Origin of the sequence: Acinetobacter sp. CE-15 (genome assembly GCF_051059255.1) — a bacterium.
Taxonomy (GTDB): Bacteria; Pseudomonadota; Gammaproteobacteria; order Pseudomonadales; family Moraxellaceae; genus Acinetobacter; species Acinetobacter guillouiae.
On the sequence record NZ_CP192737.1, the window covers coordinates 2,573,948 to 2,599,258 of the forward strand.

At 36.2% G+C, this 25,311-nt stretch carries 24 protein-coding genes; 9 read left to right on the forward strand and 15 right to left on the reverse strand.

Features of this window, described 5'->3' with window-relative positions:
- Positions 1 to 41: 41 nt before the first annotated feature.
- Positions 42 to 485 carry a GNAT family N-acetyltransferase gene (locus ACQ7EO_RS12005; protein WP_004821200.1) on the forward strand — a complete coding sequence of 148 codons (444 nt, stop codon included), beginning with the start codon at positions 42 to 44 and terminating at the stop codon, positions 483 to 485.
- A gap of 22 nt (positions 486 to 507) precedes the next feature.
- On the opposite strand, the gene ACQ7EO_RS12010 is transcribed toward ACQ7EO_RS12005, so the two are convergent.
- From ACQ7EO_RS12010 to ACQ7EO_RS12020, 3 genes are all read right to left on the reverse strand, one after another.
- Positions 508 to 843 carry a peptidyl-tRNA hydrolase gene (locus tag ACQ7EO_RS12010; RefSeq protein WP_096734003.1) on the reverse strand — a complete coding sequence of 112 codons (336 nt, stop codon included), beginning with the start codon at positions 841 to 843 and terminating at the stop codon, positions 508 to 510.
- Positions 844 to 845: 2 nt separating this feature from the next.
- Complete coding sequence (locus tag ACQ7EO_RS12015; protein WP_434277403.1) at positions 846 to 1,568, reverse strand: pseudouridine synthase; 723 nt, start codon at positions 1,566 to 1,568, stop codon at positions 846 to 848.
- A gap of 107 nt (positions 1,569 to 1,675) precedes the next feature.
- On the reverse strand, positions 1,676 to 2,584 hold the full coding sequence (locus ACQ7EO_RS12020; RefSeq protein ID WP_434277405.1) for an NAD(P)/FAD-dependent oxidoreductase: 909 nt from the start codon (positions 2,582 to 2,584) through the stop codon (positions 1,676 to 1,678).
- Between the two features lie 102 nt (positions 2,585 to 2,686).
- On the opposite strand from ACQ7EO_RS12020, the gene ACQ7EO_RS12025 reads away from it, so the two are divergent.
- The 3 genes from ACQ7EO_RS12025 to ACQ7EO_RS12035 all read left to right on the forward strand — a co-directional run bounded on the left by ACQ7EO_RS12025 (position 2,687) and on the right by ACQ7EO_RS12035 (position 5,223).
- A complete protein-coding gene (locus ACQ7EO_RS12025) occupies positions 2,687 to 3,145 on the forward strand; it encodes an Rrf2 family transcriptional regulator (RefSeq protein ID WP_434277407.1) in 459 nt (152 codons plus the stop codon).
- A gap of 108 nt (positions 3,146 to 3,253) precedes the next feature.
- Positions 3,254 to 3,712 carry a DUF441 domain-containing protein gene (locus ACQ7EO_RS12030; RefSeq protein WP_004720882.1) on the forward strand — a complete coding sequence of 153 codons (459 nt, stop codon included), beginning with the start codon at positions 3,254 to 3,256 and terminating at the stop codon, positions 3,710 to 3,712.
- A gap of 602 nt (positions 3,713 to 4,314) precedes the next feature.
- A complete protein-coding gene (locus ACQ7EO_RS12035) occupies positions 4,315 to 5,223 on the forward strand; it encodes an alpha/beta fold hydrolase (RefSeq protein ID WP_434277408.1) in 909 nt (302 codons plus the stop codon).
- 223 nt (positions 5,224 to 5,446) lie between these two features.
- On the opposite strand, the gene ACQ7EO_RS12040 is transcribed toward ACQ7EO_RS12035, so the two are convergent.
- From ACQ7EO_RS12040 to ACQ7EO_RS12055, 4 genes are all read right to left on the reverse strand, one after another.
- Positions 5,447 to 6,460, reverse strand: a complete 1,014-nt coding sequence (locus ACQ7EO_RS12040) for a sensor domain-containing diguanylate cyclase (protein WP_004720885.1) — start codon at positions 6,458 to 6,460, stop codon at positions 5,447 to 5,449.
- 459 nt (positions 6,461 to 6,919) lie between these two features.
- Entirely contained in the window at positions 6,920 to 8,140 is a 1,221-nt protein-coding gene (gene gltS, locus ACQ7EO_RS12045) for a sodium/glutamate symporter (RefSeq protein ID WP_004720888.1), read from the reverse strand.
- Between the two features lie 331 nt (positions 8,141 to 8,471).
- On the reverse strand, positions 8,472 to 8,924 hold the full coding sequence (locus ACQ7EO_RS12050; RefSeq protein WP_434277410.1) for a hypothetical protein: 453 nt from the start codon (positions 8,922 to 8,924) through the stop codon (positions 8,472 to 8,474).
- Between the two features lie 169 nt (positions 8,925 to 9,093).
- A complete protein-coding gene (locus ACQ7EO_RS12055) occupies positions 9,094 to 10,077 on the reverse strand; it encodes an ion transporter (protein ID WP_434277411.1) in 984 nt (327 codons plus the stop codon).
- Between the two features lie 795 nt (positions 10,078 to 10,872).
- Here ACQ7EO_RS12055 and ACQ7EO_RS12060 point away from each other — a divergent pair.
- Both ACQ7EO_RS12060 and mqo read left to right on the forward strand, forming a co-directional pair.
- Complete coding sequence (locus ACQ7EO_RS12060) at positions 10,873 to 11,358, forward strand: Lrp/AsnC family transcriptional regulator (protein ID WP_004720894.1); 486 nt, start codon at positions 10,873 to 10,875, stop codon at positions 11,356 to 11,358.
- A 319-nt stretch (positions 11,359 to 11,677) separates the two neighbouring features.
- The gene (gene mqo / locus ACQ7EO_RS12065) at positions 11,678 to 13,324 is read left to right on the forward strand and encodes a malate dehydrogenase (quinone) (protein ID WP_434277412.1); all 1,647 of its coding nucleotides are present in this window, start codon (positions 11,678 to 11,680) and stop codon (positions 13,322 to 13,324) included.
- A gap of 354 nt (positions 13,325 to 13,678) precedes the next feature.
- Here mqo and ACQ7EO_RS12070 read toward each other — a convergent pair whose 3' ends face one another.
- On the reverse strand, positions 13,679 to 14,011 hold the full coding sequence (locus ACQ7EO_RS12070) for a helix-turn-helix domain-containing protein (protein ID WP_004720899.1): 333 nt from the start codon (positions 14,009 to 14,011) through the stop codon (positions 13,679 to 13,681).
- Between the two features lie 131 nt (positions 14,012 to 14,142).
- On the opposite strand from ACQ7EO_RS12070, the gene ACQ7EO_RS12075 reads away from it, so the two are divergent.
- Positions 14,143 to 14,571: a hypothetical protein gene (locus ACQ7EO_RS12075; RefSeq protein WP_434277414.1), complete on the forward strand. Its 429-nt coding sequence runs from the start codon at positions 14,143 to 14,145 to the stop codon at positions 14,569 to 14,571.
- 87 nt (positions 14,572 to 14,658) lie between these two features.
- Here the strand turns inward: ACQ7EO_RS12075 and ACQ7EO_RS12080 are convergent, their stop codons facing one another.
- Positions 14,659 to 15,639, reverse strand: coding sequence for a GlxA family transcriptional regulator (locus ACQ7EO_RS12080; RefSeq protein ID WP_434277416.1), 981 nt, complete (start codon positions 15,637 to 15,639; stop codon positions 14,659 to 14,661).
- A 169-nt stretch (positions 15,640 to 15,808) separates the two neighbouring features.
- On the opposite strand from ACQ7EO_RS12080, the gene ACQ7EO_RS12085 reads away from it, so the two are divergent.
- Entirely contained in the window at positions 15,809 to 16,639 is an 831-nt protein-coding gene (locus ACQ7EO_RS12085) for an alpha/beta hydrolase family protein (RefSeq protein WP_434277418.1), read from the forward strand.
- A gap of 356 nt (positions 16,640 to 16,995) precedes the next feature.
- Here ACQ7EO_RS12085 and ACQ7EO_RS12090 read toward each other — a convergent pair whose 3' ends face one another.
- From ACQ7EO_RS12090 to ACQ7EO_RS12115, 6 genes are all read right to left on the reverse strand, one after another.
- The gene (locus tag ACQ7EO_RS12090) at positions 16,996 to 17,916 is read right to left on the reverse strand and encodes a hypothetical protein (protein WP_434277419.1); all 921 of its coding nucleotides are present in this window, start codon (positions 17,914 to 17,916) and stop codon (positions 16,996 to 16,998) included.
- A gap of 72 nt (positions 17,917 to 17,988) precedes the next feature.
- Positions 17,989 to 20,628 carry a bifunctional aconitate hydratase 2/2-methylisocitrate dehydratase gene (locus ACQ7EO_RS12095; protein WP_004720906.1) on the reverse strand — a complete coding sequence of 880 codons (2,640 nt, stop codon included), beginning with the start codon at positions 20,626 to 20,628 and terminating at the stop codon, positions 17,989 to 17,991.
- Between the two features lie 653 nt (positions 20,629 to 21,281).
- Positions 21,282 to 21,551, reverse strand: coding sequence for a hypothetical protein (locus ACQ7EO_RS12100; protein WP_004720907.1), 270 nt, complete (start codon positions 21,549 to 21,551; stop codon positions 21,282 to 21,284).
- A 176-nt stretch (positions 21,552 to 21,727) separates the two neighbouring features.
- On the reverse strand, positions 21,728 to 22,405 hold the full coding sequence (locus tag ACQ7EO_RS12105; protein WP_434277420.1) for a tetratricopeptide repeat protein: 678 nt from the start codon (positions 22,403 to 22,405) through the stop codon (positions 21,728 to 21,730).
- A gap of 65 nt (positions 22,406 to 22,470) precedes the next feature.
- Positions 22,471 to 22,845: a hypothetical protein gene (locus ACQ7EO_RS12110; RefSeq protein WP_004821171.1), complete on the reverse strand. Its 375-nt coding sequence runs from the start codon at positions 22,843 to 22,845 to the stop codon at positions 22,471 to 22,473.
- A 71-nt stretch (positions 22,846 to 22,916) separates the two neighbouring features.
- Positions 22,917 to 23,681, reverse strand: a complete 765-nt coding sequence (locus ACQ7EO_RS12115) for a glutathione S-transferase family protein (RefSeq protein ID WP_004821170.1) — start codon at positions 23,679 to 23,681, stop codon at positions 22,917 to 22,919.
- A 397-nt stretch (positions 23,682 to 24,078) separates the two neighbouring features.
- Here ACQ7EO_RS12115 and ACQ7EO_RS12120 point away from each other — a divergent pair, with 397 nt between their 5' ends.
- Positions 24,079 to 25,284: an SfnB family sulfur acquisition oxidoreductase gene (locus ACQ7EO_RS12120; RefSeq protein ID WP_105712788.1), complete on the forward strand. Its 1,206-nt coding sequence runs from the start codon at positions 24,079 to 24,081 to the stop codon at positions 25,282 to 25,284.
- Positions 25,285 to 25,311 lie beyond the last annotated feature (27 nt).

Here is a 25,311-nt window from a genome sequence, read left to right on the forward strand (position 1 = left end):
TTCTCTTTTGCAAAGATAAAAATCATTGCAAGGAGTAATAAATGATCGTTAGACGAGCGACCAAAGAAGATTTAAATCAACTTGCTACTTTATTTGATGAATATCGCCAATTTTATGGTGCATCTTCCAATATCCAACAGTCCTTTAATTTTTTAAAACAACGTTTTGAAAATAAAGAAAGTGTTATCTTCATCCATGTAAAAGATGATGTTTTTACAGGCTTTGTGCTGTTATACCAAGGCTTTTCATCAGTTTCTTGTTCAAAGTACTATATTTTAGATGATGTATATGTAACACCTGTTTTTCGTCGACAAGGTTCTGCCAAACAACTGATTGATACTGCAATTCTGTTTGCACGCCATGAAGATGCGCAACGAATCAGTTTAGAAACCCAGAAAAACAATTACCATTCACATCAGCTCTATGAGCAAATGGGCTTTGTTAAAGACAATGAATTCCAGACATTTCATTGTTTCCTCAAGTAGTTTTTTACAATGCATTTTTTGATCAATTCAATGTCGGTTTCCACATCTTTGCGAATTTAAGTACATTGGGTATCGAGTCCTGTGAAATAGGAAAAACCACAGCACAGGATTTCTTAGCATCCAATACTGTACTTTCATGTCCTAAATAACACTTTAATTGAGCAATTTTATCAAATTCTTTTTGATTCACCTTGACCACAACTTTACGAAAAGAATGTTCTAACCAATTTTTATAACTTTCAGCATCAGCATCTTGAACAAATTGTAAGTGCGCAGCCAAGACTGCATGCGCAACAAGGGTTGGAACCATAAAGTCTGGCATTTCATCTAAAACAGCAATATAGAGCTTTAAAGCCATGATCAAATCACTATTTGTTCATTTTGACTATTTCTAGCAGCATTCACCTGATCTTCTGTCAAATAAACCCACTCACCTTCAACTAAGTCTTTGAGTGCTAATTGCCCGACTTGTGCACGATGCAAGCTTTCAACCTTATTCCCCACAGCAGCCAACATCCGTTTGACTTGATGATAAACCCCTTGGTGCACAGTCATTTGTAATGCATATTCAGCCAAGCGCTGTACATCTGTTGCTGCAAAGGAACCCTTTTCATTGCGTAATTCTACACCCTGTTCAAGTTGTTGAATCTGATCATCTGTAATCGGATCGGCTGTTTGTATTTGATAAACTTTAGCCACATGCTTTTTAGGATGAGTCAATGCTTGCAAAAACTGCCCATCATCTGTCAGTAGCAATAAACCCGTCGTATCCTGATCTAAACGACCAACAGTTTGTAAACCACGGTTCATAAGGACATCATCGAATAAATCAAAAACACTAAAATGGTGTGTTGATTGATGGGAACATTCGTAGTCCTGCGGTTTATTTAAGGCAATATAGACTTTTTCACGGTATTGAAATGTTTCGGTATACACTGAAAATACTAGATTTTGGGTATCAAGTTTAAATTTGGGGTCGGTAACGACCTCGTTTTGGATTTGAATTGCACCATTTTTAATGAGTTGTTGGCAATGCTTACGTGAACCAAAGCCTTGTGATTGCAACATTTTTTCCAAGAACATAAATCAATACCTTAAAAATTCACGATACATTTTAAAGTATCGTGAATTGAAACCCAAACAACATTCAGACTTTTTTAGCCTTATTGATTAATCAATAGATGCTTTTATCAAGTATTAAAGATAAATGACTTATGTACAGCAACACCCGCCAATGCCCCATCTGCAACTGAGAAAGCAACTGAACCACCTGAACGGGTGATATCGCCACAAGCATATATCCCTTTAAGATTGGTTTCTTTCATGGCTGTGGTTTGAATGGCTTCACTATATTCATTTATATCAAGCACTATCCCCAGTTTTTTAATCCAAGGCGCGCTGATACGCATAAAAGTGGAGACGAATAATCCATCTAATTGAACCTGCTCACCATCTTCAAAGACTAAATCACAATGATTGTGTATTTTGACAATTTTGCGTGTATCCAATTTCACATTTCTTTGTTTAAGCTGCTCAAGTGTGACGGGATCTAATTCAGCTTGTGAAATTACATCATTTAAAAATAAAGTGGTATTGCCCCAGTCGGGTAACATCAATGCCATATGGATCGAATGTAGACCTGAACATAACATTCCAAGTGTTCCAAGATTTAACTCATAACCATCACAGTATGGACAATGAAAAATGCTTTTCCCCCACCGTTCTGCTAAACCATCGATTTCAGGCAAATCATCTTGAACACCTGTAGCAATAATTATTTTTTTGACTTGAATGGTTGCAAACCTGTCATCGGCTTGGTCTATTTGAATCTCATATTGCTGCCCGACAGCGCCCACATCGGTGACGGATGCGTTAATACATGACAACGTTTGGTATTTGTCTAACTGTAATTTTGCATCACGAATAATTGCTGCTGGCGTATTGCCATCTTGGGTTAAGAAATTATGAGAATGTTCAGCAAAACGATTACGACGCATGCCTGCATCAATCATTAACACTTTTTTTCTAGCACGAAGCAATGGTAATGCTGCGGATAAACCTGCATAACTCCCACCAATAATTACGACGTCATAGTTCATTTTCAATACCAATAAGTAACTTTTAAAGTTACTATATTGGGGTATTTTTCTAATTGCAACTTTTAATGTTACAATTAACAAAAGAGCGTTGACTTAAAAACTATGCGTAAAGACAGTAAGCTTTCTAGAATGTTGCATGTACTATTACATATGGCCCGTGAAAAAAAACCGTTCACCTCTGAACAAATTTCAATCATGTTAGACACCAATCCTGTCGTAGTACGTCGTACCATGTCTGGTTTAAAAAAAGCAGGCTTTGTGCATGCAGACAAAGGCCCCGGTGGAGGCTGGACCTTAGTACAAGCTTTAGAGGAAATATCTTTATTTGATATTTATCAGGCTGTTGGAGAACCTACTATTTTTGCCATTGGCAATGAACAAGAAACACCCAACTGTCTGGTTGAATTGGTGGTGAATAAAGCTTTAAACCAAGCCATGCAAGAGGCACAAAACATTTTAATACAACAGCTTAAATCAACAAATCTGTCTAAACTGGCGCAAGACTTTGAGTATGAATGGAATTTATTGGGTTCTGAAACTCAAAAATTTATTGTCCACTAAATCCACACTCGACTGAATTTAAATGTTAATCATTGCCAGACAAGGCAAATTCCCATACCGCTTTTCAGTATAATGGATGAATATATTAATTTTTAATGCTGAATATTGATGAGTCTTTCTAGTCTAGACCTAAATTTAATTGTACTCCTTGTTTTATTGGCCTGCGGCATTTTTAGTCACAATACTGCGGTCACTATTGCAGCTGGGGTTTTGATCGTCTTTAGAATCACACCATTAAGTGAATTTTTCCCATTATTACAAACTCACGGTTTAGAAGTCGGCATTATTATTTTAACCATTGGCGTGCTTACTCCAATTGCCAGCGGCAAAATCCCCGGTGATGTCATTTTAAAATCATTTATGCATTGGAAATCATTAACAGCCATTGCGATCGGTTTATTGGTTGCATGGTTAGGTGGTCGTGGCGTTTCCTTAATGAGCAGCCAACCCAATGTCGTTGCAGGCTTATTGATTGGAACAGTTGCTGGAGTTGCACTGCTTAGAGGTGTTCCTGTGGGTCCCTTGATTGCTGCAGGAATCCTATCTTTACTGATTGGAAAAACTTAAAGTATTTTTAAATCACCAATTGTGTATCTAAAAAGAATGTGCTCGCTGAATTTTATCAATGGACTTACTTTCGCCAGTAATTCTATTGATAAAGCACAAATTTAGAATTTTTCGCACATCATTTATCATCCTTCCACTGCTTTAATAAGATTAATTTTTTAAAATCTACTCATTATATTAAGACTCTTGCATAAGTCCTTTTTAAAACCAAAGATCAATATAGAATCCCCCAAGCTTAGCCTTCCCCCAAGGGAAAACGCACTTTCAATACCCATACAACTCACTTTTCATGATCTTTTTTTGATTTTTAAAAGACCTTTATTCATTAGATAAATAACAATTTGTTGTCATAAAATAAGTGAACAAATCACCGTTTTCAAAATAGAAACTCAAGATATTTTAATCAAACAATTACAAGTCATCGCTACGCTTGCTTTTTTCTTAGCCCATTTATCAGGTTTATCATCTGGTATAAATAAGCTACTATATAAGCTTGTATAAAAATACTTTTTAAAAATCAGAATCAATATAGAAACATTTTTAGATTCGTTCACCTTACCATTTTTTGATTTGCTCAAATAAAATGAGGAACCATATTGGACATGAAAAATAATGCAAATTCGATAGAAAAACAGTTTTCTACGCTACAATCAGTAAATTATAAGACGCAAATGCAAAGCAACATTGTCGATCATAACGGAAATACCTTATTTAGTATTGTTTATCCAAATCCCGACAAAGAGACACTAATTTTATTGCATGGAGGACCTGGTTTTCCAAGTGACCTCTCTGCCATTGCCGATCTTTTAAAAGATTATTTTCAAGTGATCACATTTCATCAAAGAGGAACCCAAAAATCTCCTTGTCGTGATAAAGACTATTCTATGCAGGCTTATTTAAGCGATATAGAAACTGTTCGAGAGTTCTATAAAATCAATAAGTTTCATTTATGGGGACACTCTTGGGGTGGACTTTATGCACAAATCTATGCTGAAAAACATCCCGATAATTTACTCAGTCTTTTTTTATGTAGCCCTGGTTCAGGTACCAATACGCAATGGAAGCAAACTGAAAAAGAAATCATGCAACTTAACAAGTCCAAAACAAGTGCTTGGGCATGGACAAAAATGGGATTAAATAGCTTTTTAGGCGCGCTTGGAAGCGATGAAGCTTATAAACGCCTCTTTAAACAAGTCATGAAAAACTATAATGAAGGATTTATTGCAACAGATCATCCAGATCTCACTGATGATTTTGATTTACTGAAAGCAGAGCCGATCAATAAAACCAGACCTGAAATCATCAAATATCCGCTGTTAACTGGATTAGATAAACCAGATTTTAAGATTACCATTGTCTATGGGGATCAGGACATTTATACAACAAGTAAAAACTTCGTGATCAATCGATACCCTACAGCACATTTATTTACACTTTCAAACTCAGGGCATATTCCTTGGTTACATCATCCAGAGGCTTATAACGATGTAGTGAGGAATCATTATCAGTAATGAGTTATTATCAGCGCTAATATGTATAGCTCAAACCTGATCTGACAGTTACCGATATTTGATTGAGACTGTCAGGTTAAATTTGAGCTACATTCAATTCATAAAATTGATAAATGCGTGTACATAATGATTGCAGATACTTTCAATGCATATACTCAACATAAATGATATTGATGAGATCCAAACCTCACTAAAACTTATTCCCTATCAAAGATCTTAAATTTCAAGTGTTTAGATTAATCATTTTTCTAGAACGTTTATGTTCATACATTTTAAGGTCTGCAAATTCAATCAACTTATTGAGTTCAATACCATCTTCAGGAAATAAAGCCAGACCTACACTTGCACCCATGGTTAATTTGACATTTTCAAATACAAACGGTAATCCACACGCCTCAACAATACGATTCATGACTTTTTTTGCCAGCTCTTGATCGCCAAGACTACTTAATATCACTGCAAACTCATCGCCACCTAAACGTGCAACCAAATCATCGTGTCGGGTAATATTGACGATACGTTTACCTATTTCTTTTAATGCCTCATCACCTAAACGATGTCCATATTGATCATTGATTGGTTTCAAACCATCCATATCAATGATCAAGATTCCAAGTAACTTTTGTGTACGTTTAGCTTGTTCAACACCTTGTCTTAAACAATCGAGGAATAAAGCACGGTTGGCAAGTCCTGTTAACTGATCCTGTGTCGCAAGTTTATAGAGTTCTTGAGCACCAAACTTACTGGCATGATACATCGCAGCAGCAATCAGTTCAGACATGAGTGTAAGTAAATTGATATCACTTTCTTTAAAGGCATTTACCCGTTCTGAATAAATTTTTAATACACCAATCGGTTCATCACAATGAATTAGCGGTACAACAGCCATAGAACGCAGTCCAACCCTTCTACATGCTTCACGATCTACACGCTCATCAGTTTCACTGTCTTTACAATATAAAGTCGTATTCTGCGCGATACAAAGCCCTGAAAGGCTAGAACCCATCTTTAAGCGTAGACCTAGAAATTGATTTGCACCATTTGAAACGGCACGATAGACCATATCACCTTCTTCAGCGAGCTCTACAATTGCACCTTTTGCATGGGTAATCAATTGAACTTGCTCTGCCACTAAAGTCATGACAGCATTGATATCCAAGCCCAATTTTGCAATTGCTGTCTGTGTCTGAATCACTGACAGTAATTGTTTTGAGGTTGGTTGTTTCGTTTTAGACATACATCATCCTAGACGAGTGTGATCCAATTTAAGTATATAAGCTCAAACTCTACACTGATGAAATAAATGCAACTGCCTAGCGCTGACTTAATTTCAAAGCTTGAACACGAAAAATATAACAAATACAGAGTTTGTGGCATACATATTATGATGATTCATATTTAAAGTATATTACTGTGTTCATTAAATTTTTGAGTAAAACTTCAATCCGTTACATCCTTTAAGCGTTGATCTCGCTCAAATATTCAATTCCTCATCTAAGTGTTTTTGAAAGTTTAAAGTCACTAACAGAAAACCTTAGTCTAAATCACGATTTACTACACCTATATAAATCTTATAAAACAGTGTGAGATTCAAAAGAGTAATGATCAAACTGATTTAAATACAAAAAAAACAGCCACTTTTTGAGGCTGTTTCCCAAATGCTTAAGTCATCACATCACTTTTTCTAACAGAACATTTAAAAGAACTTTGTAATGGTTTGAATAACAACGGCATTCACAATATCAACAAAAAATGCGCCAGTTAGAGGAATAATTAAAAATGCTTTATGCGAAGGCCCATAAGTATTGGTTACAGCTTGAATATTGGCAATAGCAGTTGGTGTTGCACCTAAATTTACCCCACACTGACCTGCACACAATACTGCTGCATCATAATTTTTACCCATAACTCGGAAAGTGACAAAAAACAGATATAAAGCAAGAAAAACCGTCTGAACGATCAGAATGATCACCAATGGACCAGCTAAATCAGCAAGTAACCACAATTGCAAAGACATTAAGGCTATGGCTAAAAATAATGCCAGCGAGGCATTACCAAATACATCGATACAACGGTCAAACAGTTCAATTTTAAATACATATTCCAGTGTATTACGTAAAAATACCCCACAACCCAATGCCCATACAAAGGTCGGTAACTCAAACCATTGTCCTTTGGCAACACCAGTCATAAAGTTAGCAAAGACGATACACAGTGCAAACATTCCTATGGTTTTAACCGCATCATCAGCGGTAATCAAACGGGTTTTTTCTGGATATTCAAATGGCGCTGTTTCAGCAGATGGAGGAGCTTGCATACGCGCTGCAGATGGTGCTATTTCTTCTGCCAATTGATAACGACGAATCAGAAATTTTGCAACAGGACCCCCCATCATTCCACCAATGACCAGGCCAAATGTCGCACTCGCCATTCCTAAGACAATCGCACCTTTGATACCATAATTTTCTTCAAAAATACTGCCCCATGCTCCAGCTGTACCATGCCCACCAGTTAAAGTAACAGATCCTGCAATCAAGCCAATCAAAGGATTTAAATCCAGTGCGGTTGCCAAACTTATCCCAACAGCATTTTGCAGTAGCACATAAATCACTACGCAGACCATAAAAAGAAGCAGCGACTTGCCCCCTTCTTTTAATTTAAGCAGACTTGCACTCAGTCCAACAGAAGTAAAAAACATCAACATAAAACTTTGTTGAATATTGGCATTAAAATTTACGGTTAAATTAAATTGCTTAAAAAGCACAAAAGTTACAGCAGCAGCAATTAACCCACCTACTACAGGTTCAGGAATATTATATTGCTTCAATATACTGATCTTATTTACAAGAAAATAACCAATAAAAAGAACGGCTACAGCAATTGCAATCGTGCCAAAAATATCAACATTAATGTTCATTGTTAACCATTCAAAACTTTTATGGCGTTATTAATACTTAAATTTACTCAATAATTCATTAAAAAATATGTAAAAAATAAATTTAAAACTCTTATTCGGCTATTCGTTGGTCAAAATATTTAGAAGAATTTTCATCGTTATACAGATTGAATTTATCGTTGTTATTGTGAAGCACTTAGCGCAAATAAAGCGAGCATTGATTCGTCTCAGCCAATTTAAGAATGGATAGTGCTATGCAGATGATGACCTAATTAAACCTTGATAAAGGTACATTAGAATAGAAACAAGGAAGCGCTGCGCTTCCTTGTTTCTATTCTTATAAAGTATTTATCTATTTTTTAAATTCTATTTCAGCAGCAGAATTTGAATCATTTTTATACTCTGACATTGTCAATAATTTAGAGCTTTCTAAATGATCATCAGCATCAAAAATCATTTCATAAGAAGTTTTCTTCCCATTAAAAGCTGATTCTGTTGGTGTGCCAATAATTTCCCAAAGTCCAAAAGTGACAACATCTGCCGCACCATGCCAAACCGCACGGCTTATTTTATTGGCCTTTGAATACCCTTGCATAAATGTGTAAATTTCATAACGTTTACCATTTTTAAATTCAGATGTAATAGGTGCCCCAATTTCAGCAATAATTAAACTACGATCTACACCTTTATTAAATATTGATAAATCTTTTTTTGTCGGTTGCTTTGTTGCCATAACAGCAGCGCAGCCTGTATTTAGAGAAATTACAGCACATAAAACAATTTTTGATAAACTTTTAATTTTCATACTTCATTACAATCCAATGCGTTATGCGACAATCCATTCTTTTGTTCAGTTGTAATTGCCTGATTATTTACATTGTATCTGAAGTGTAACTTTAGAAAAAGTTATTTTTAATCGTTACACTTCACTTTCTTATTTATTGTTGATTGTATAAATCCCTTTTGAATCATATTCACTCAGGTAACTTATACCCACAATTTGGACAGAAACAATACTTGTTTTTTTCTCTTTCCAATTCCTGTTCTTTACGTTCACGAATCAGTTGTAAAACAATATCTCGCGTCTGCTCAGCAGATAAACCAATATCTCTACGAATATCATCAATCTTGTCTTCATCATGAATGATGTCAATTTCACAGCTTTCTAACAGATCTCGAAACTTTAACTCCAGTTGTTGTTTTCTTAACTCCAATTCATTGGCTAAACCATTTGCCAGAATACCTGCAGGTAAAGCAGCTAAACCAACACCAAGTATGGTAATCAATGCACCGAGGAAACGTCCAAGTGGTGTAATTGGCGTTACATCACCATAACCCACAGTAGTGAGCGTCACCACCGCCCACCACATAGATGCAGGAATTGAGCTAAAGACATCAGGTTGCGCACGACCTTCGACAACATAAATGCCTGCTGCCGCCATCACGATCATAATCACCAAAATAAAAATCACGGCTTGAAATGAACCTTTTTCACGTTCTATAACGCGCAGTAGAATCTGTAATGAAATAAAATATCGGGTAAGTTTTAATAAACGCAGTAAGCGTAGAATCCGCAAAAATCTTAAATCAATATGTACAAAGAAGTTAATATATGCAGGTAAAATCGCCAGTAAATCGATAATCGCAGCACCACTGGTCACATATTTCCAGCGTACTCTCCACTCAGAATCAAACGGTTCTTTTTCTGCAACACTCCAAAAACGTAAAATATATTCAACTGTAAAGACAATGATTGAAAAATCCTCAAATGCATCGAAGTAAAGCTGATAGGCTTTATAAACATCATTGATTGACTCTAAAAGTACCGCGACAACATTACCAATGATTAGAAAAATCAAAGAGAAATTGATCGCACGACTAAACCACGTTTCATAATCTTCATTATGCAAATTGTCATATACAAATTTTCGGAGTGTGTACCAAGCTGTGAATCGCATGCATTATTCTTTATTTTAAAGATAAATCATCTTAATACTTCTCGATTTAATTGCACATCTTCAGCTACTTGAGTTTACAATTTTGTTGATTATTTTGACTGTTTAAGCATCGAACTCAAAGTATAAATATATCTTATTCATTGTATAATTTTTTATTATACAATAGGGTCTGTTGACAATTCGTCTATGTTTGCGACTATGTGTGTTTTTTAGGCGATACTAGGTGCGAAATACGAAATTTAGTCATTCTAAATGAGTAGTTCGTAACGACGTAGCGGCAAAAAACACGCTAGTCCTCCCGCTGCGCCTTGCGCTGCAAACAAAGCAGTGCTTTGTTCTTGCTCAGGGTTGTGGCTAAAATTATCTCAGCCTTCGTTATGAAACTCGAAAATAGTCTCGCTATTCTCTTCGTTTCATGCCTTGCCTGCTCAATTTTAACCTACAACGCAAGCCATTTATGAAATGTCTACAGACCCTAAATAAGATTACAATGTCTTATTTGAATCATATGCAATTTGTGAAGGCGCGGTTGAATTTTATCGTTTTAAAGCTATTTTTATAATTTTTTTAAAGCGTAGAATAAGGTCGCGGACAGTATCGTTAAAGGCACCCTTTCCTCTAAAGATACTATCCGCTAAATCAAAGCCAGTCTCCCAAATGTCTTTGATTTGATAAGTTTATTCTAGCGTTCTACTGAATAGAATGTTTCCCGTATTTAATATAAATCTCCAGTATTTTCGGAATGATTTTTCATATATTTCATTATTCTCGAAAATATTTTCTGTGGTAAAGCTCATGAATGAAAGTCAGTACACTTTAGATAGGATTGATCGCAAAATTTTATCGGCACTTCGAAAAGATGGTCGTTTAACGGTCGCTCAGCTCTCTGAACTGGTTGGACTCTCCTCTTCGCCATGTTGGACACGTGTAAAACGTCTAGAATCTTTAAATGTCATTGAAGGCTATACTGCCACCATTAATGCCAAAGCCATCGGGATTAATGAACTATTTTTTATTGAGATCACCTTAGAACGTCATGATGACGAAATTTTAGAACAATTTAGTGATGCACTCAGTCAAATGCCTGAAGTTGTAGAAGCGCACTTGGTAACAGGCGATTATGATTATTTGGTCAAAGTTGCGGTGAAAAATGCTGAACATTATGAGCGCTTTTTACGTAAAAATTTATATTCAATGAAAGGTATTCGTCATACCCGCTCTATTTTTGCTTTACGTCCTTTAAAGCTTGAAAATAAATCAGACCTCATGATGATTGAATAAGCAAAAAATCTTGAGAAGAGTTTTCATATTGAGGCTGGAAAACTCTTCTATTCAGTATATTTTTTAGCCATTTTAAAGTTACAAAAAGCTTAACACCTACAAAAAATAGTACTTTAGTCTAAGAGTTTTTTGAATATTTATTACACAAATATACTAATCAAATTTTAATCTGGTTGTTTTTTATACACATCTTTACAAATTTAAAAACAAATTATTTCATATATTTAAATCATTTACGAAAAAAATCATTACACAAACTAACATTTATGTAACTTTTCTACATTACAATATTATTAAAACTTGATGAAACAGGAAATATATGAAGAGATTTTTTAAATACCTACTGATTGTCATCGGGGTTATTTTTGTTATTGGATTGATCTTTTTATTCAGACCAATTGCTTCTAAAAAAGTCAACACAACAGCAGATGAACCAGTTGTAGATGTGGTACTTGTTGGTGGCGGTATTATGAGTGCAACCTTGGGGACTTACCTCAATGAAGTTGAACCAGACTGGACCATCAATATGTATGAACGTTTGGATCAGGTAGGTCAAGAAAGTTCTGCGGGATTCAACAACGCAGGAACGGGACACTCTGGCTTTATGGAAATGAACTATACCCCTGAAAAAGACGGTAAAGTTGATATTAAAAAAGCCATTGATACTGCTTCACAATTTGAAGTAAGTAAACAATTCTGGGCTTATCAGGTCAAAAATGGCGTGCTGGGTCAACCAAACAGCTTTATTAATCCTGTACCACATATTGCCTTTGTTTGGGGCGATAGCGTGAACTACATGAAAAAACGTTATGAAGCGATGAGCCAAAGCCCAATGTTCGAAGGATTAAAATATACTGAAAATCCTGCTGAAATTAAGCAATGGGCGCCTTTAGTTATGCAAGGCCGTGATGCAAACCAAAAAGTTGCTGCAACACGTATGGACGTAGGTTCTGATGTAAATTATGGTTCAATTACGACTCAATTAATTGATCATTTGAAAAAACAGCCTAAATTCAAACTTGAAACTTCATCTGAAGTAACAGGTATTAGTCAAAATGCAGACAAAACTTGGACTGTATCGTTTAAAAATCTAAAAACCAACACAACCAGCCATGTTAAAACTCGTCATGTGTTTATTGGTGCGGGCGGTGCTGCGATTAGATTATTGCAAATGACAGGTCTGGAAGAGACTAAGCAATATGCTGGCTTCCCGATCGGTGGTATTTTCTTGATGACAGACAATCCAGCTGTTACATCACAACATACTGCAAAAGTCTATGGTAAGCCTGAATTAGGTGCACCTCCAATGTCTGTACCACACATTGATACTCGTTATGTTGATGGTAAAAAGTATGTATTGTTTGGTCCATTCGCAACCTATTCAAACAAGTTCCTAAAAAATGGTTCTCAGTTTGATTTGATTGATGCGACCAACAAAAACAATGTGATTCCGATGGCAACCATTGGAATGGAAAATCTGGACTTGGTGAAATATTTAGTCAGTCAAGTGGCGATGTCTAAGCAAGATCAGTTCAATGAATTGAAAAAGTATTATCCAGATGCAAAAATTGAAGACTGGACTTTAAGCCAAGCTGGCCAACGTGTTCAAATCATCAAAAAAGCACCGGGTAAACCTGCAACACTTCAATTCGGTACTGAGATCTTCACCTCTAAAGATGGTTCAATCACTGGCCTTCTTGGTGCTTCACCAGGTGCATCAACCTCTCCATACATTATGTTGAGCTTGATGGAAAAAGCATTCCCTGAGCAAGTGAAAGGTAAATGGAATCTAAAATTGCATGAGATTGTGAAGTCTTATCAACAGGATTTAAATACCAACCCTGCTCTGCTTGATCAAGTGCGTACATATACCAGCTCGACTTTAGGTTTAAACTACACACCTACTCGTAAAGCTGCAAATGATGCGACAGCCGCTGCTGCACCTGCTGTAGCAAATGCACATTAATTTTCTTGTGTAAAAAAGATGAGCTACGGCTCATCTTTTTTATGGCTGAATATCTCATTTTGTGTTTTAATACAACCAGTATGAGATGAGCCTTATATAAGTATAGAGTGATCTATACGACTAGCCCCTGAATAAGGGGCTTTTTATTGTCTGATCATTTGATCAATAAGTTAAATGAGCATTATTATTTTAAAACGCAGTTAGTATATAAAAGTGATAAATTTCAAAGACACATACCGGGTTGATTTCAATTATATCAAGTTAGATTAAATTGCTTAAAATCATTATGCATAATGAAATAACTATAGAAGCTGAAGATCAATCGTATAATATTAATAAATATGAGATATAGAATTAAGACTTATTTTTAATCAAGCTATGTATAAGCTGTTTTAAATTATCTTGAATATCTTTAGGCAATTGTATAAATAGTGCATCTATGGGCATCTGATCCCAGTTTTCAGCAATGTTTTCATCATCATCTAAGCTTTCTGCCAATAAAAACAATTGCGCTACAGTGCAATTAAAAGCCTCAGCAAGGTACTGGAGTATTGCAGGACTGTACCCTTGATTGCCATTCTCAAGATTGGAAATATTACTTTTTGAAGTATTGGAAAAATCGGCTAATTGCTGCTGAGTCCAGCCTTTCCGTTTTCTCAAATAACGTATTGCATGACCTATATTCATTCTTTGATATTAGCTTAACAAAGTATCTTAGACGTATTGCAATGCAATATATTCTGCACCATAAGTATGGTTTTACAAAACAATAGTTTTGCAATACAATACCCATTGATTCACTAAAACTTAAAAAAATGATGCCTTATTCTAATATTATTCAAAATTTATCTGCGGATTTAGCAAGTTCATTTGCCTTGATTCAAAGTATGTTTAAAAACTATTTCATGGATTTAAATATTTTAGTAGTTGATAAAGATGAGTTTGACTACTTCTGTATGGCATTATTATTTACCATATGTTCAAAAAATCTAAGCAATGATGATCAAGAACTCATTCTATCTGATTTTAAATACTCAGAATATGCAAAAATAAAAGTTAATTATTATATTGAGTATTTTAATTTAGACTCCTCTTGTCTCATCGATGACCTAGAGATCAATTCACTAATAAATGCATTATTTGATTCTGTAAACACTGATTTTGATCCATCGAGCATCAATCATTATGTCGTTATTTTAGATTTTAAGAATATGATGACTGATGTTATAAAAAATCTATATATTTAAAGACCTTATTTATAGTCAAGTCCAAAATCTTATCCTATTCCTCACTGACGCTTTAAGTGACCAATACATAACATCTCCAATACCATATTATTGACGTACATTTTTAAATCGTTTGCGGTACTCACTCGGCCCCAATCCTACCCTTTTTTTGAATAGACGTCTAAACGAATTCCCATCCTCATAGCCCACTTGTAAAGTGATTTGATCAAATGCGTTTTGACTACTTTCCAATAAGAATTTTGCCTTCTCAATCCGTAAATTCTGTAAATACTCAATGGGAGTTTGATTCGTAGCACTCTTAAAGCGACGGATAAAGTTACGCATACTCAAGCCGAATTCTTCCGCCACCTGTTCCATGACAATATGACTAGAAATTCTATTTTCAAAACAAATTTGGATTTTAAGAATGTCGGTGTCAGTATGATTTTTTTTGAACGTGGTACTTGAATAAGGCATTTGATTACGTGCAGCAACATCGACTAATAGCTTTTTTGCACATTCAGCAGCTAGTTGAGGTGAAGAAAACTTTCGTATCAAATGCAGTAATAAATCACTCCCACTCGTCGAGCCGCCTGAGCACATCACTTGACCATCATCAGTGACCGTACGTTCAGTCAGTAATTTAACTTTTGGAAATTTTCGCATAAATTGCTCACTAAATGCCCAGTGCGTTGTAGCGCAACGACCATCTAATAATCCAGCTTGAGCAGTTACAAATGATCCTGTACACATGCTAGCAATATAACAACCTTGCTGATGCTGTTTTTGAATCCAATGAACCAGTTGTGTCAGATTAGGAAGTACTCCTAAAATGTTAAACATAAATCCTGGAATAATAATCAACTCTACATTGTTTATATCTGCAAAAGCTTTATCAGGTGTTAACTTCAATCCACCTGTACAAACAACATTCTGCCCATCAAATGAAGCTGTATTAACCTTAAATAAAGGAGCCTTATTTTTACTCAGGCGTTCATCTTTGTTGGTCGCATAGTGATGGAGCACATTGGCTGTTTCAAAGAATTCAAGTGTAGCAGCAATACTGGTAGATGAGCATTGATTAGCCATAACAATAGTGATGTTTATAATCTTTCTCCTGTCTTAAGCTATTTTGAAATATAAAAAAATCGCATGTTATTTGTCATTTTTGCCTATAGTGTCAGTTGTGGTCAATACCTAATATTTATATATCCCTCCGTCAAAGCTAGATGCTTAATCAGATATAGGTATTACTCACATGAAACACACCGCATATCAAATCTTTAAAAAACCATTCTTTGGACAATTTGTAAAACCTTGGCGCTGGCCAGAAAATACGGATCAGAGTCAGTGGCAGCGCTTAAGTATTAAGAGTACTTCAGGAGCGATAATCTCTGCGCTTTTAGCAAAATCGCATATACAAAAAGCAAAAGGTGCTGTACTTATGTCTCATCCGATGGGTGCGATTGCCAAAGGATTTTGGATGAAATACGGGCATGCTGAAATGCTCCGTCAGGCGGGTTACCATGTAATGGTTTTTGATTTAAATGGTTTTGGTGAAAGTACATCGACTACTATGGATTATCCTTTGGATATATTGGCAGCTGGTAACGCATTACAAGCCCAATACCCCGATTTACCTTTAGCCGTTTTTGGTGCATCCATGGGAGCTGGGATGAGTGTGTGTGCGATGGCACAACCAAATCATCCATTTAAAGTAGCAATTCTTGAGTCTTCGTTCCCAACATTATTACATTTTTGGTCTCGCTATCCGATTCCAAAACTAGGTATACAACTTTCTAAAGTCATCTATCCAGCGGGTGAACGTCGTCTACGCCCAACCTATGCTGCAGAACACTTAATTGGCAACCCTGCTGTATTAATGATTTATGGTGATGCTGACGACCTCACCCCAATTCAAGATGGAGAATTATTATTGAGATCGCTAGAAAAACGAGCAAAAGTAGAGTTTTGGCAGGTATCTGGGGCAAAACACACTCATGCCTATGCTGCTCAACCAGAAGCATATACACAAAAAGTTATTCAATTTTTAGACGAAAACTTAGTTGGGAAAGAAAAGTTAATATAATAACTCTCTACTTTTGAGCATTTATAAAATGTTAAGTTACATATAGTCATCACTAGATCGACGTACGGTTAGCCTCTGAATAAGAGGCTTTTTTTGTCTATCTTTTTTACAAAGGCAAACTGTCAACTTGGTCTTTAACTGATGTTCAATTTAAAAACTGGCCAATATCTAAGAATCGGGATTATTTTGCCATTTGCTTAAATCAAATTTTAAATCATTTCGTAATAAGGGTTATTAAATAATTTATTTCCTGATATGTAAACATTAGAAGAAAATCCTTATAAATAGAACCTCAGTCTAAAGATTTAAGATCATGTACAACACCAATGCATTTATAAAAGAATATTTCTAAACCGTTAACATTCTGAAATCAACCTTAATAGTTCATTCAATAAATACTCACTATTAATATTTTCACCTTCAAATTGCAACATATTAACGCAAATACTTTCTTTTGCTATTGATATAGCAAGCGAATTTTTCACCAACCAAGAAAAAGCTTCTTTATCACTCGGAGAGATAGATTTAATCGTATGAAAATAATCTAAGTCTATATCTAATATGAACTCAAAAGGTTGTAAACCTCTTTGATTAATATTCTTTTGTAAATTCCCTACTATCTCTAATTGTTTAGTCAGAAAAGAAGATTCTAATGCCTTATCATACATGTTCTTATAACATATTTCATCGTGTGGAGATTTTGGGCATTCGCAGTTTGGATATCCAATAATAAACATCCTATCTTCTGGCAAATTATAGTTATACGGAGGTTCTGGATATTGAGGCGGGTTATTAATTAACTCTTGCAACTCAAGCATACTAACTTTCTCAACCTGATTTCTCCAATCTTTTGAGCGCCAAATTTCTTCTTCAACAGAGCTTGTACCTGAAGAATCAGACCACTGAATTGAAATTGAATGACTAATAATTCCTAGTTTTATTGCAGCATCTATATGTTCATCATGGTTTAACTTGATAACTAAACAATTCATAGCATCTCTATCTTCTAGATCAACAGGATATAGATGTTCCTTTTGAATTTTCTCCAAATAACTTTCATTATATGAAGGGTTAGCCCTATCACGATTTCTTTCACAAGAAGCAAAAAATCTTAGAGCATCCATAGTATCCGTATGATGATCTAATGAAATAACATAAGGCAAAAGACCTTTTTGTTTTTTTAATTCATACCAAACTTTGAATGCGAGCGAATGGTCTTCAAAAATATAAATAGGCTTGTCATTAATTTTTTCTTGTTGAATTTCTAATGATTTCATTTTTAAGCTCAATAATAAGGGCTGATTAATCAGCCCTTATTTTTAACTCAATTTAATCTATTTTTCAATAGATTAGCTTAACTGAGCAGCAGCAATTTTCTTAGTATCGATGTCTTTAGCAGCATCTGTATACTCGCCCATCTTGTCGAAGTTCAAGTATTGATAGATGTCAGCAGACATGCTGTCGATTTGAGCAGCATATTGTTGATACTCTTCTGGAGAAGGTAATTTACCAAGTACCGCAGCAACAGATGCAAGCTCAGCAGAAGCTAAGTAAACATTTGCGCCTTGACCTAAACGGTTCGGGAAGTTACGTGTAGAAGTCGATACACAAGTAGTGTTCGGAGCTACACGTGCTTGGTTACCCATACACAATGAACAACCTGGCATTTCAGTACGCGCGCCAGCTTTACCATAAATGTTATAGAAACCTTCTTCCATCAATTGATGCTCGTCCATACGTGTTGGTGGAGCCAACCATAAACGAGTAGACAATGAACCACCTGGTACTTTATCAAGTAATTTACCAGCAGCACGGAAGTGACCAATGTTCGTCATACAAGAACCAACGAACACTTCATCGATTTTAACGCCTTGAACGTCAGAAAGAAGTTTAGCGTCATCTGGATCGTTCGGGCAGCAAAGAACTGGTTCTTTAATGTCAGCAAGATCAATTTCATACACTTTAGTGTATTCAGCATCAGCATCAGCTTGAAGAAGTGATGGATTCGCTAACCATTTTTCCATGTTCTCAACACGGCGAGCCATAGTACGTGCATCGCCATAACCTTGAGAAATCATCCACTTCAACATTGTGATGTTAGAGTTCAAGTATTCAGCAACTTTCGTTTCAGAAAGTGTGATTGAACAACCAGCAGCAGAACGTTCAGCAGAAGCATCAGAAAGTTCGAATGCTTGCTCTACAGTTAAGTCAGTTTCCATTTCTGTTAAGTCGATTTCTAAGATACGACCAGAGAAAATGTTTTTCTTACCTTTTTTCTCTACAGTTAAGTCACCCGCTTGAATCGCGTAGTAAGGAATTGCATGTACAAGGTCACGTAGCGTGATACCAGGTTGCATTTTACCTTTGAACTTAACAAGTACAGACTCAGGCATATCCAACGGCATAACACCAGTTGCAGCAGCAAACGCGACTAGACCAGAACCCGCTGGGAATGAAATACCGATTGGGAAACGTGTATGTGAGTCACCACCAGTACCAACTGTATCTGGAAGAAGCATACGGTTTAACCAAGAGTGAATAATACCGTCACCTGGACGTAATGAAACACCACCACGGTTCATGATGAAATCAGGAAGCGTATGTTGCATTTGAACGTCAACTGGTTTTGGATATGCAGCTGTGTGACAGAAAGATTGCATCACAAGATCAGCAGAGAAACCTAAGCAAGCTAAGTCTTTCAATTCATCACGAGTCATCGGACCAGTCGTATCTTGCGAACCAACAGTCGTCATTTTCGGTTCACAGTAAGTACCTGGACGAACGCCTTGACCTTCTGGAAGACCACAAGCACGACCAACCATTTTCTGAGCTTGAGTAAAGCCTTTACCAGTGTTTTCAGGTTGAACTGGAACACGGAATAAAGTAGATGCTGGAAGACCTAAAGCTTCACGCGCTTTAGTTGTCAAACCACGACCAACGATTAAGTTGATACGACCACCCGCACGAACTTCGTCAAGAAGAACAGGCGTTTTCAACTCAGATTCAGCGATTTGCTCGCCTGCTTTAAATGCAGTGACTTTTGCAGCAGCATGATCAATTTTAAGAACGATTTCATCGCCCATGTTCATGTTAGCAACATCAATTTCTACAGGTAACGCACCAGCATCTTCCATTGTGTTGAAGAAAATTGGAGCAATTTTAGAACCTAAGCAGTAACCACCGTCTTTTTTGTTCGGGATGTGAGCAATGTCATCACCAAAGAACCAAAGCACTGAGTTAGTCGCAGATTTACGAGAAGAACCCGTACCAACAACGTCACCAACATAAGCAACTTGGTTGCCTTTTGCGATGAGTTCTTTGATTTGGTTTAATGGACCAACTTCACCAGGAACTTCTGGGTTGATACCATCACGTACGTTTTTAAGCATTGCGTTTGCATGCAATGGGATATCTGGACGGCTCCAAGCATCTTGTGCAGGAGACAAATCATCAGTATTTGTTTCGCCAGTTACTTTGAAAACAGTAAGTTTGATTTCTTCTGGAACGTCTTTACGGCTAGTAAACCATTCAGCATCAGCCCAAGATTGCATAACGGCTTGTGCATTTGCATTACCCGCTTTGGCTTTTTCAGCAACGTCATGGAACGCATCAAATACAAGAAGCGTTTTTTTCAATGCTTCAGCAGCTAAGCTTGAAAGTGCAGCATCATCAAGCAATTCAACCAAAGGTGCTACGTTATAACCACCAAGCATAGTACCTAGTAAGTAAACCGCACGCTCTTTAGAAACCAATGGAGAAGTCGCTTCACCTTTAGCAACAGCAGTCAAGAAAGCAGCTTTTACATATGCAGCTTGGTCAACACCTGCTGGAACACGGTTTTCAAGCAAATCTACTAAAAATGCTTCTTCACCCGCTGGTGGATTTTTTAGTAATTCAACCAAGTCAGCAGTTTGAGCATCGTCAAGTGGCTTCGGTGGGACTCCGAGTGCGGCACGTTCTGCAACGTGTTGGCGGTAAGCTTCTAGCACGGTGTAATTCCTCTTTTTAAAAATTTACCTGTGAATTCCTGCTTATTAAAGCTTCACAGGCAATATGGACTGTCAAATTTTACTAAAAATCAAGCCAAAAGTTAATGCAATGAGCGTATTAATTCGTGATGACCATTATTTTATAAATAAATACTCATCACTTTTCGCTTCATTTAACTACAGATCTACACAGTACGCTTTCATCAGACGTTTATGTAAATTATTTCTCAAATTAATTTGAAAAAGCTCTAAAAATACAGGGTCTGTTGACAATTCGTCTACGTTTGCGACTACGAGTGTTTTTTTAGATGATACAAGGCATGAAATATGAAATTTAGTCATTCTAAATGAATAGTTCGTAACGATGTAGCAGCAAAAAACACACTAGTCCCGAAGGGTTGTGGCTAAAATTATCTCAGTCTGCGTTATGAAACTCAAAAATAGTCTCGCTATTCTCTTCCTTTCATGCCTTGCCTGCTCAATTTTAGCCTACAACGCAAGCCATTTATGAAATGCCAGCAGACCCTTATCTTTGTAAAACATGAACTTCACTTTAATAAGATTGAAGTTATGTTTACCTTGCCTTTAGACTGTTTCAGCCATAAAAAAAGCAACATATGTTGCCTTTTTTTTAGAACAAAGTACATTCCACCTTAGTGGACTGTCGTACTGTCTACATACTTTTGGAATTCTGTACGACAACCTTCAAATTTCATTTGCACTTCATCTTCATGAAACATTGAATGTTCAGTACACGCAAATGAAATTTTCACTTGATATAACTTTGCTCGTTCATCAATGACTTCTTGAAAAAAAACTTGATCACCTAAACTCAGTACATAATGACTTCCGCTAATCACAGCGACACCATTGTCATCTTCTAAGAGCAAATCTGCATTATGTAAATAAGCAACTACTTCCATTGTCTCACTCCTATGCTACTTTTTATTTTCTATTTCTATAGTGTATATATGCTTTTCAATTTTTATGCTAATCATTTTTTGTGACGAGGTTTGACGATTACTTATATTTTTTCGATAACTCAACATAAAAAAGACTATGCTATGGTGATCTTTATGCAAAAATACACCTAAACGATTTAAAGGGATGGACACTCAAAAGTGTGCATGTCTTGACCATTCACGATTCGGATTTCTAGTTTACACAAATCGTATTCTTTCATTGTCTGTTGATCAGGTATATAGCCTGCTTGTTGTGCTTTAAGCATGACCTCGAGTGCTTTATTTTGATCTTTTTCTACACCTTTTCCTCGATAGTAAGCATTAGCCAAAAATAAATTTGCACTCAAATATCCACCTGCTTCTGCTTTTAAAAAATAATCAAACGCTTTTTGGGGATCTTTCTTTACATTATCACCCTTGGAATAAATCAAACCAAGAAGCATTGCTGCATGTACATTACCGTATTCATTGGATGTTTCAAGTAAGCGGATTCCCTTAAAAACATCTTTTTTTATGCCGTTGCCGTGATAATACATCGATCCTTTCGTATATATAGCTAAAGGATAATTTTGCTTAAAGGCTTGCTTAAGATACTGCATTGCTTTTGCTTTATCTTCATCTTGGTAAAGCATAAAAAGCTGATATTGCGCCTTAGCTTCTCCATTTTCTGCTTGAGCAGTCAGTAATTCAATATTTAGCTTTAATTGTTGTTGAGTTTGATTACTTAAAACTCTAGTTGCTTTAGCATTGCTCAATACTGAAACAGCCAAAAATAATAATAAATAAGTTTTTGAAAAAAATTGTATTTTAGACATGATCAAACTCCATGTTCATTTACTATAATTATTACAAGGAATTTTTTTGTTAAAAAAACCGCTCCTTAGAACGGTTTATAATCTGGCATTTTTTTCGGATCATGCGGTGTATTTAGACATTGTTCAAATGCTTCGTTCTTAAACTTTGCTTGAACTGCATCTTTATCCGCTTTTAGCTCTGCATCTGATAATGCATAGACTTTCTCTAAATACTCAAGTACAAAGCCCTTAGTTGTTGGATCAGTGACTTTATTCGCATACTCAATTGCTTCTTTCTTGGTAATCCCATTTTGACGATCTAAAGTAATAGAACGTGCAGCATTACCAATACTGGTACAGTAACCTTTCCAAATTTCTTCAGGAGTTGCAGGCTTTTTCTCAGTACAACCCGCCATCAATAAAACAGTGCTTATCGCACCTAAAATTACGAACTTCTGCATTAAAAAATCTCCAATTCCACACTATGATACTTAATTTTTCAGTAAATTGGAGAGTTTCTTGCTTTGAAATCTTACATTCCTCGCCAATCTACGCGTGCATTGCGCTCAGTAGCGTAAATTCTTTTCACGTATTGCCCTAAAGGCAGTTCTAACAAATGTTGGCTAAATTCGGTAAATTCTTGAGAAATATTTTCTGCATATTCCTTTTCCCACGGTGTAGCAGGCAATTCTAATAACGGTGCAAGGATTGAACATACTGAAATATCTGCCAAACCAAGGCGATCACCAACAAAATAACGGCAACCGTTATCAATCAAAATCTTATTTAAACTGTCGATAGTCAGTTCTAAATTGTATTTAGATTCTTCGACTTTCTCTTTGTCCAATTGATAACTTTTTGAAACCATGGTTTTAAGAATAGGCTTTGAAATTTTTTCAAATTGACGTAAATAGCCTTTTTCACCAATCATAATTTCTAGCGGTTCATCGCCTTCTGCTAAAGCATGTGCCAATCCCCAACGACGTACATGAATACCTAACTCATTGGCAATCAAATCAATTTCTAAGGTTTTTTCGCGAAGCGTGTGATCTGTACGAAGCAATCGATGTTCAGGATAAACGTCATCTAAATACAATGCGATTTGAGTCGATCCCGCAATAAAGCGTTCTCCATCTTTTAAAATAGGCAACTTGTTTTGCCCTGTTTTAAGTTGTGCAAATGCACGATGGACACCTGGGATTAAATTCTGCGCAACAAAATCCAATTCTTTATGATCAAGCAACCAACGGGCTTTTTCACAGTAATGCGAGAGTGGGAATTGGTACAACGTACGCATGTAATCTCCAAATTATTTTTTTTAATTAAAAGCTTAGATAAATCTAAAAGTTAAGATTAATCCTGAGTAATCTTGTGTACTTTAGACATTCATCGCTTGAATTACAATGTACTTTTTACTTCAATCGCTCGTCATATGACCCAATACTTATTCTATGGTTATATCAGTTTCTTTATTCTTTATTCGTGATAGGAATAACAAAGCTGCTTCAGACTAAGAGCTCGACTAAAGAAATTCATAACAAGTTATAAATTTCAACTATTTAACATATATTCAATATTAAAAAACTTTGCGATTTTTATCCTAACAATAATTTTAGATAAGTTAAGCACAATAGTTCGTTTAATTTTTACCGCAATATTGCTTAGCGTTTTGGTATCTATTGAAAGGTGCCAATATGTCTAGTTTGAATTCTTCTACCTCAGCCTTTGTGATCCAAAACGATCAACAAGCAATAAATGCAGCTTACCAAGTTGCTGATTTTGCTTTGGTAGAACGAAATATACGTGATCAACAACGAATTTTACCTGTTGATGTCATACAAGAATTAAGTCTCAAAGGATTAGGCGGAATTCGCATTGCCAAAAAATATGGTGGTGCTCAAGTATCAAATAAAACCCTTGCGCATGTTTTCCGTATTTTATCCAAGGCAGATGCCAGTGTTGGACAGATTCCACAAAATCAATTTGGCCTGTTAAATGCCATTGAGCATATCGCCAATGAACAGCAAAAACAGTTTATTTATACTGAAATTTTAAATGGTAAACGGCTTTCTAATGGTGGCCCAGAACGCAATACCAAAGATACCCGAACCATTGAAACACGTTTAGAACAGATCAATGGTCAATACCTTTTAAATGGTGAGAAGTTTTATTCAACGGGTTCATATTTTGCCGATTGGTTGGCGATACGCGCAATTCACCCAGATGGTCATATTGTTTTAACGATTATTGATGCAAAAGCTGACGGTGTTGAAATTGTTGATGATTGGGATGGCTTTGGACAACGTACAACGGCAAGTGGCACAGTGCGTTTAAAGAATGTTGTGGTTCACCCAGATCTTATTATGGATGAAAAACCGCTTGCCGATGCGTCAAAATATCGTGGTGCGTACTCACAACTGATTCAGGTTGCGATTGATGTGGGCATTGCAGAAGCTGCATTTGCAGATACTTTATCTGCAATCCATAAAGCGCGCCCAATCATTGATGCCAATGTGGATAAAGCCAGTTTTGAAGCGTATACCCTACAAGAAGTCGGTAAGCTCAATATCTTACTCGATGCATCGATTTTATTGCTGGATGAAGCCGCAGAATATTTAGATCAGTTAGATTCACAAGACATCGTCAGTCCTGAACAAGCCAGTAAAGCCTCCATTATCGTTGCTGAGGCAAAAGTGTATGCCAACGATGCAGCATTACTTATTTCTGAAAAATTACTTGAATTGGGTGGTAGTCGTTCAAGCCTAGAAACTCATAATCTCGATCAACACTGGCGTAATGCTCGTGTGCATACCTTACATGACCCTGTGCGTTGGAAACTTCATGCCATTGGAAACTATTACTTAAATGGTACGCAAAATCAGCGCCATGCGTGGATTTAAAGTTAAACGACTTTGTTACTCATCAGG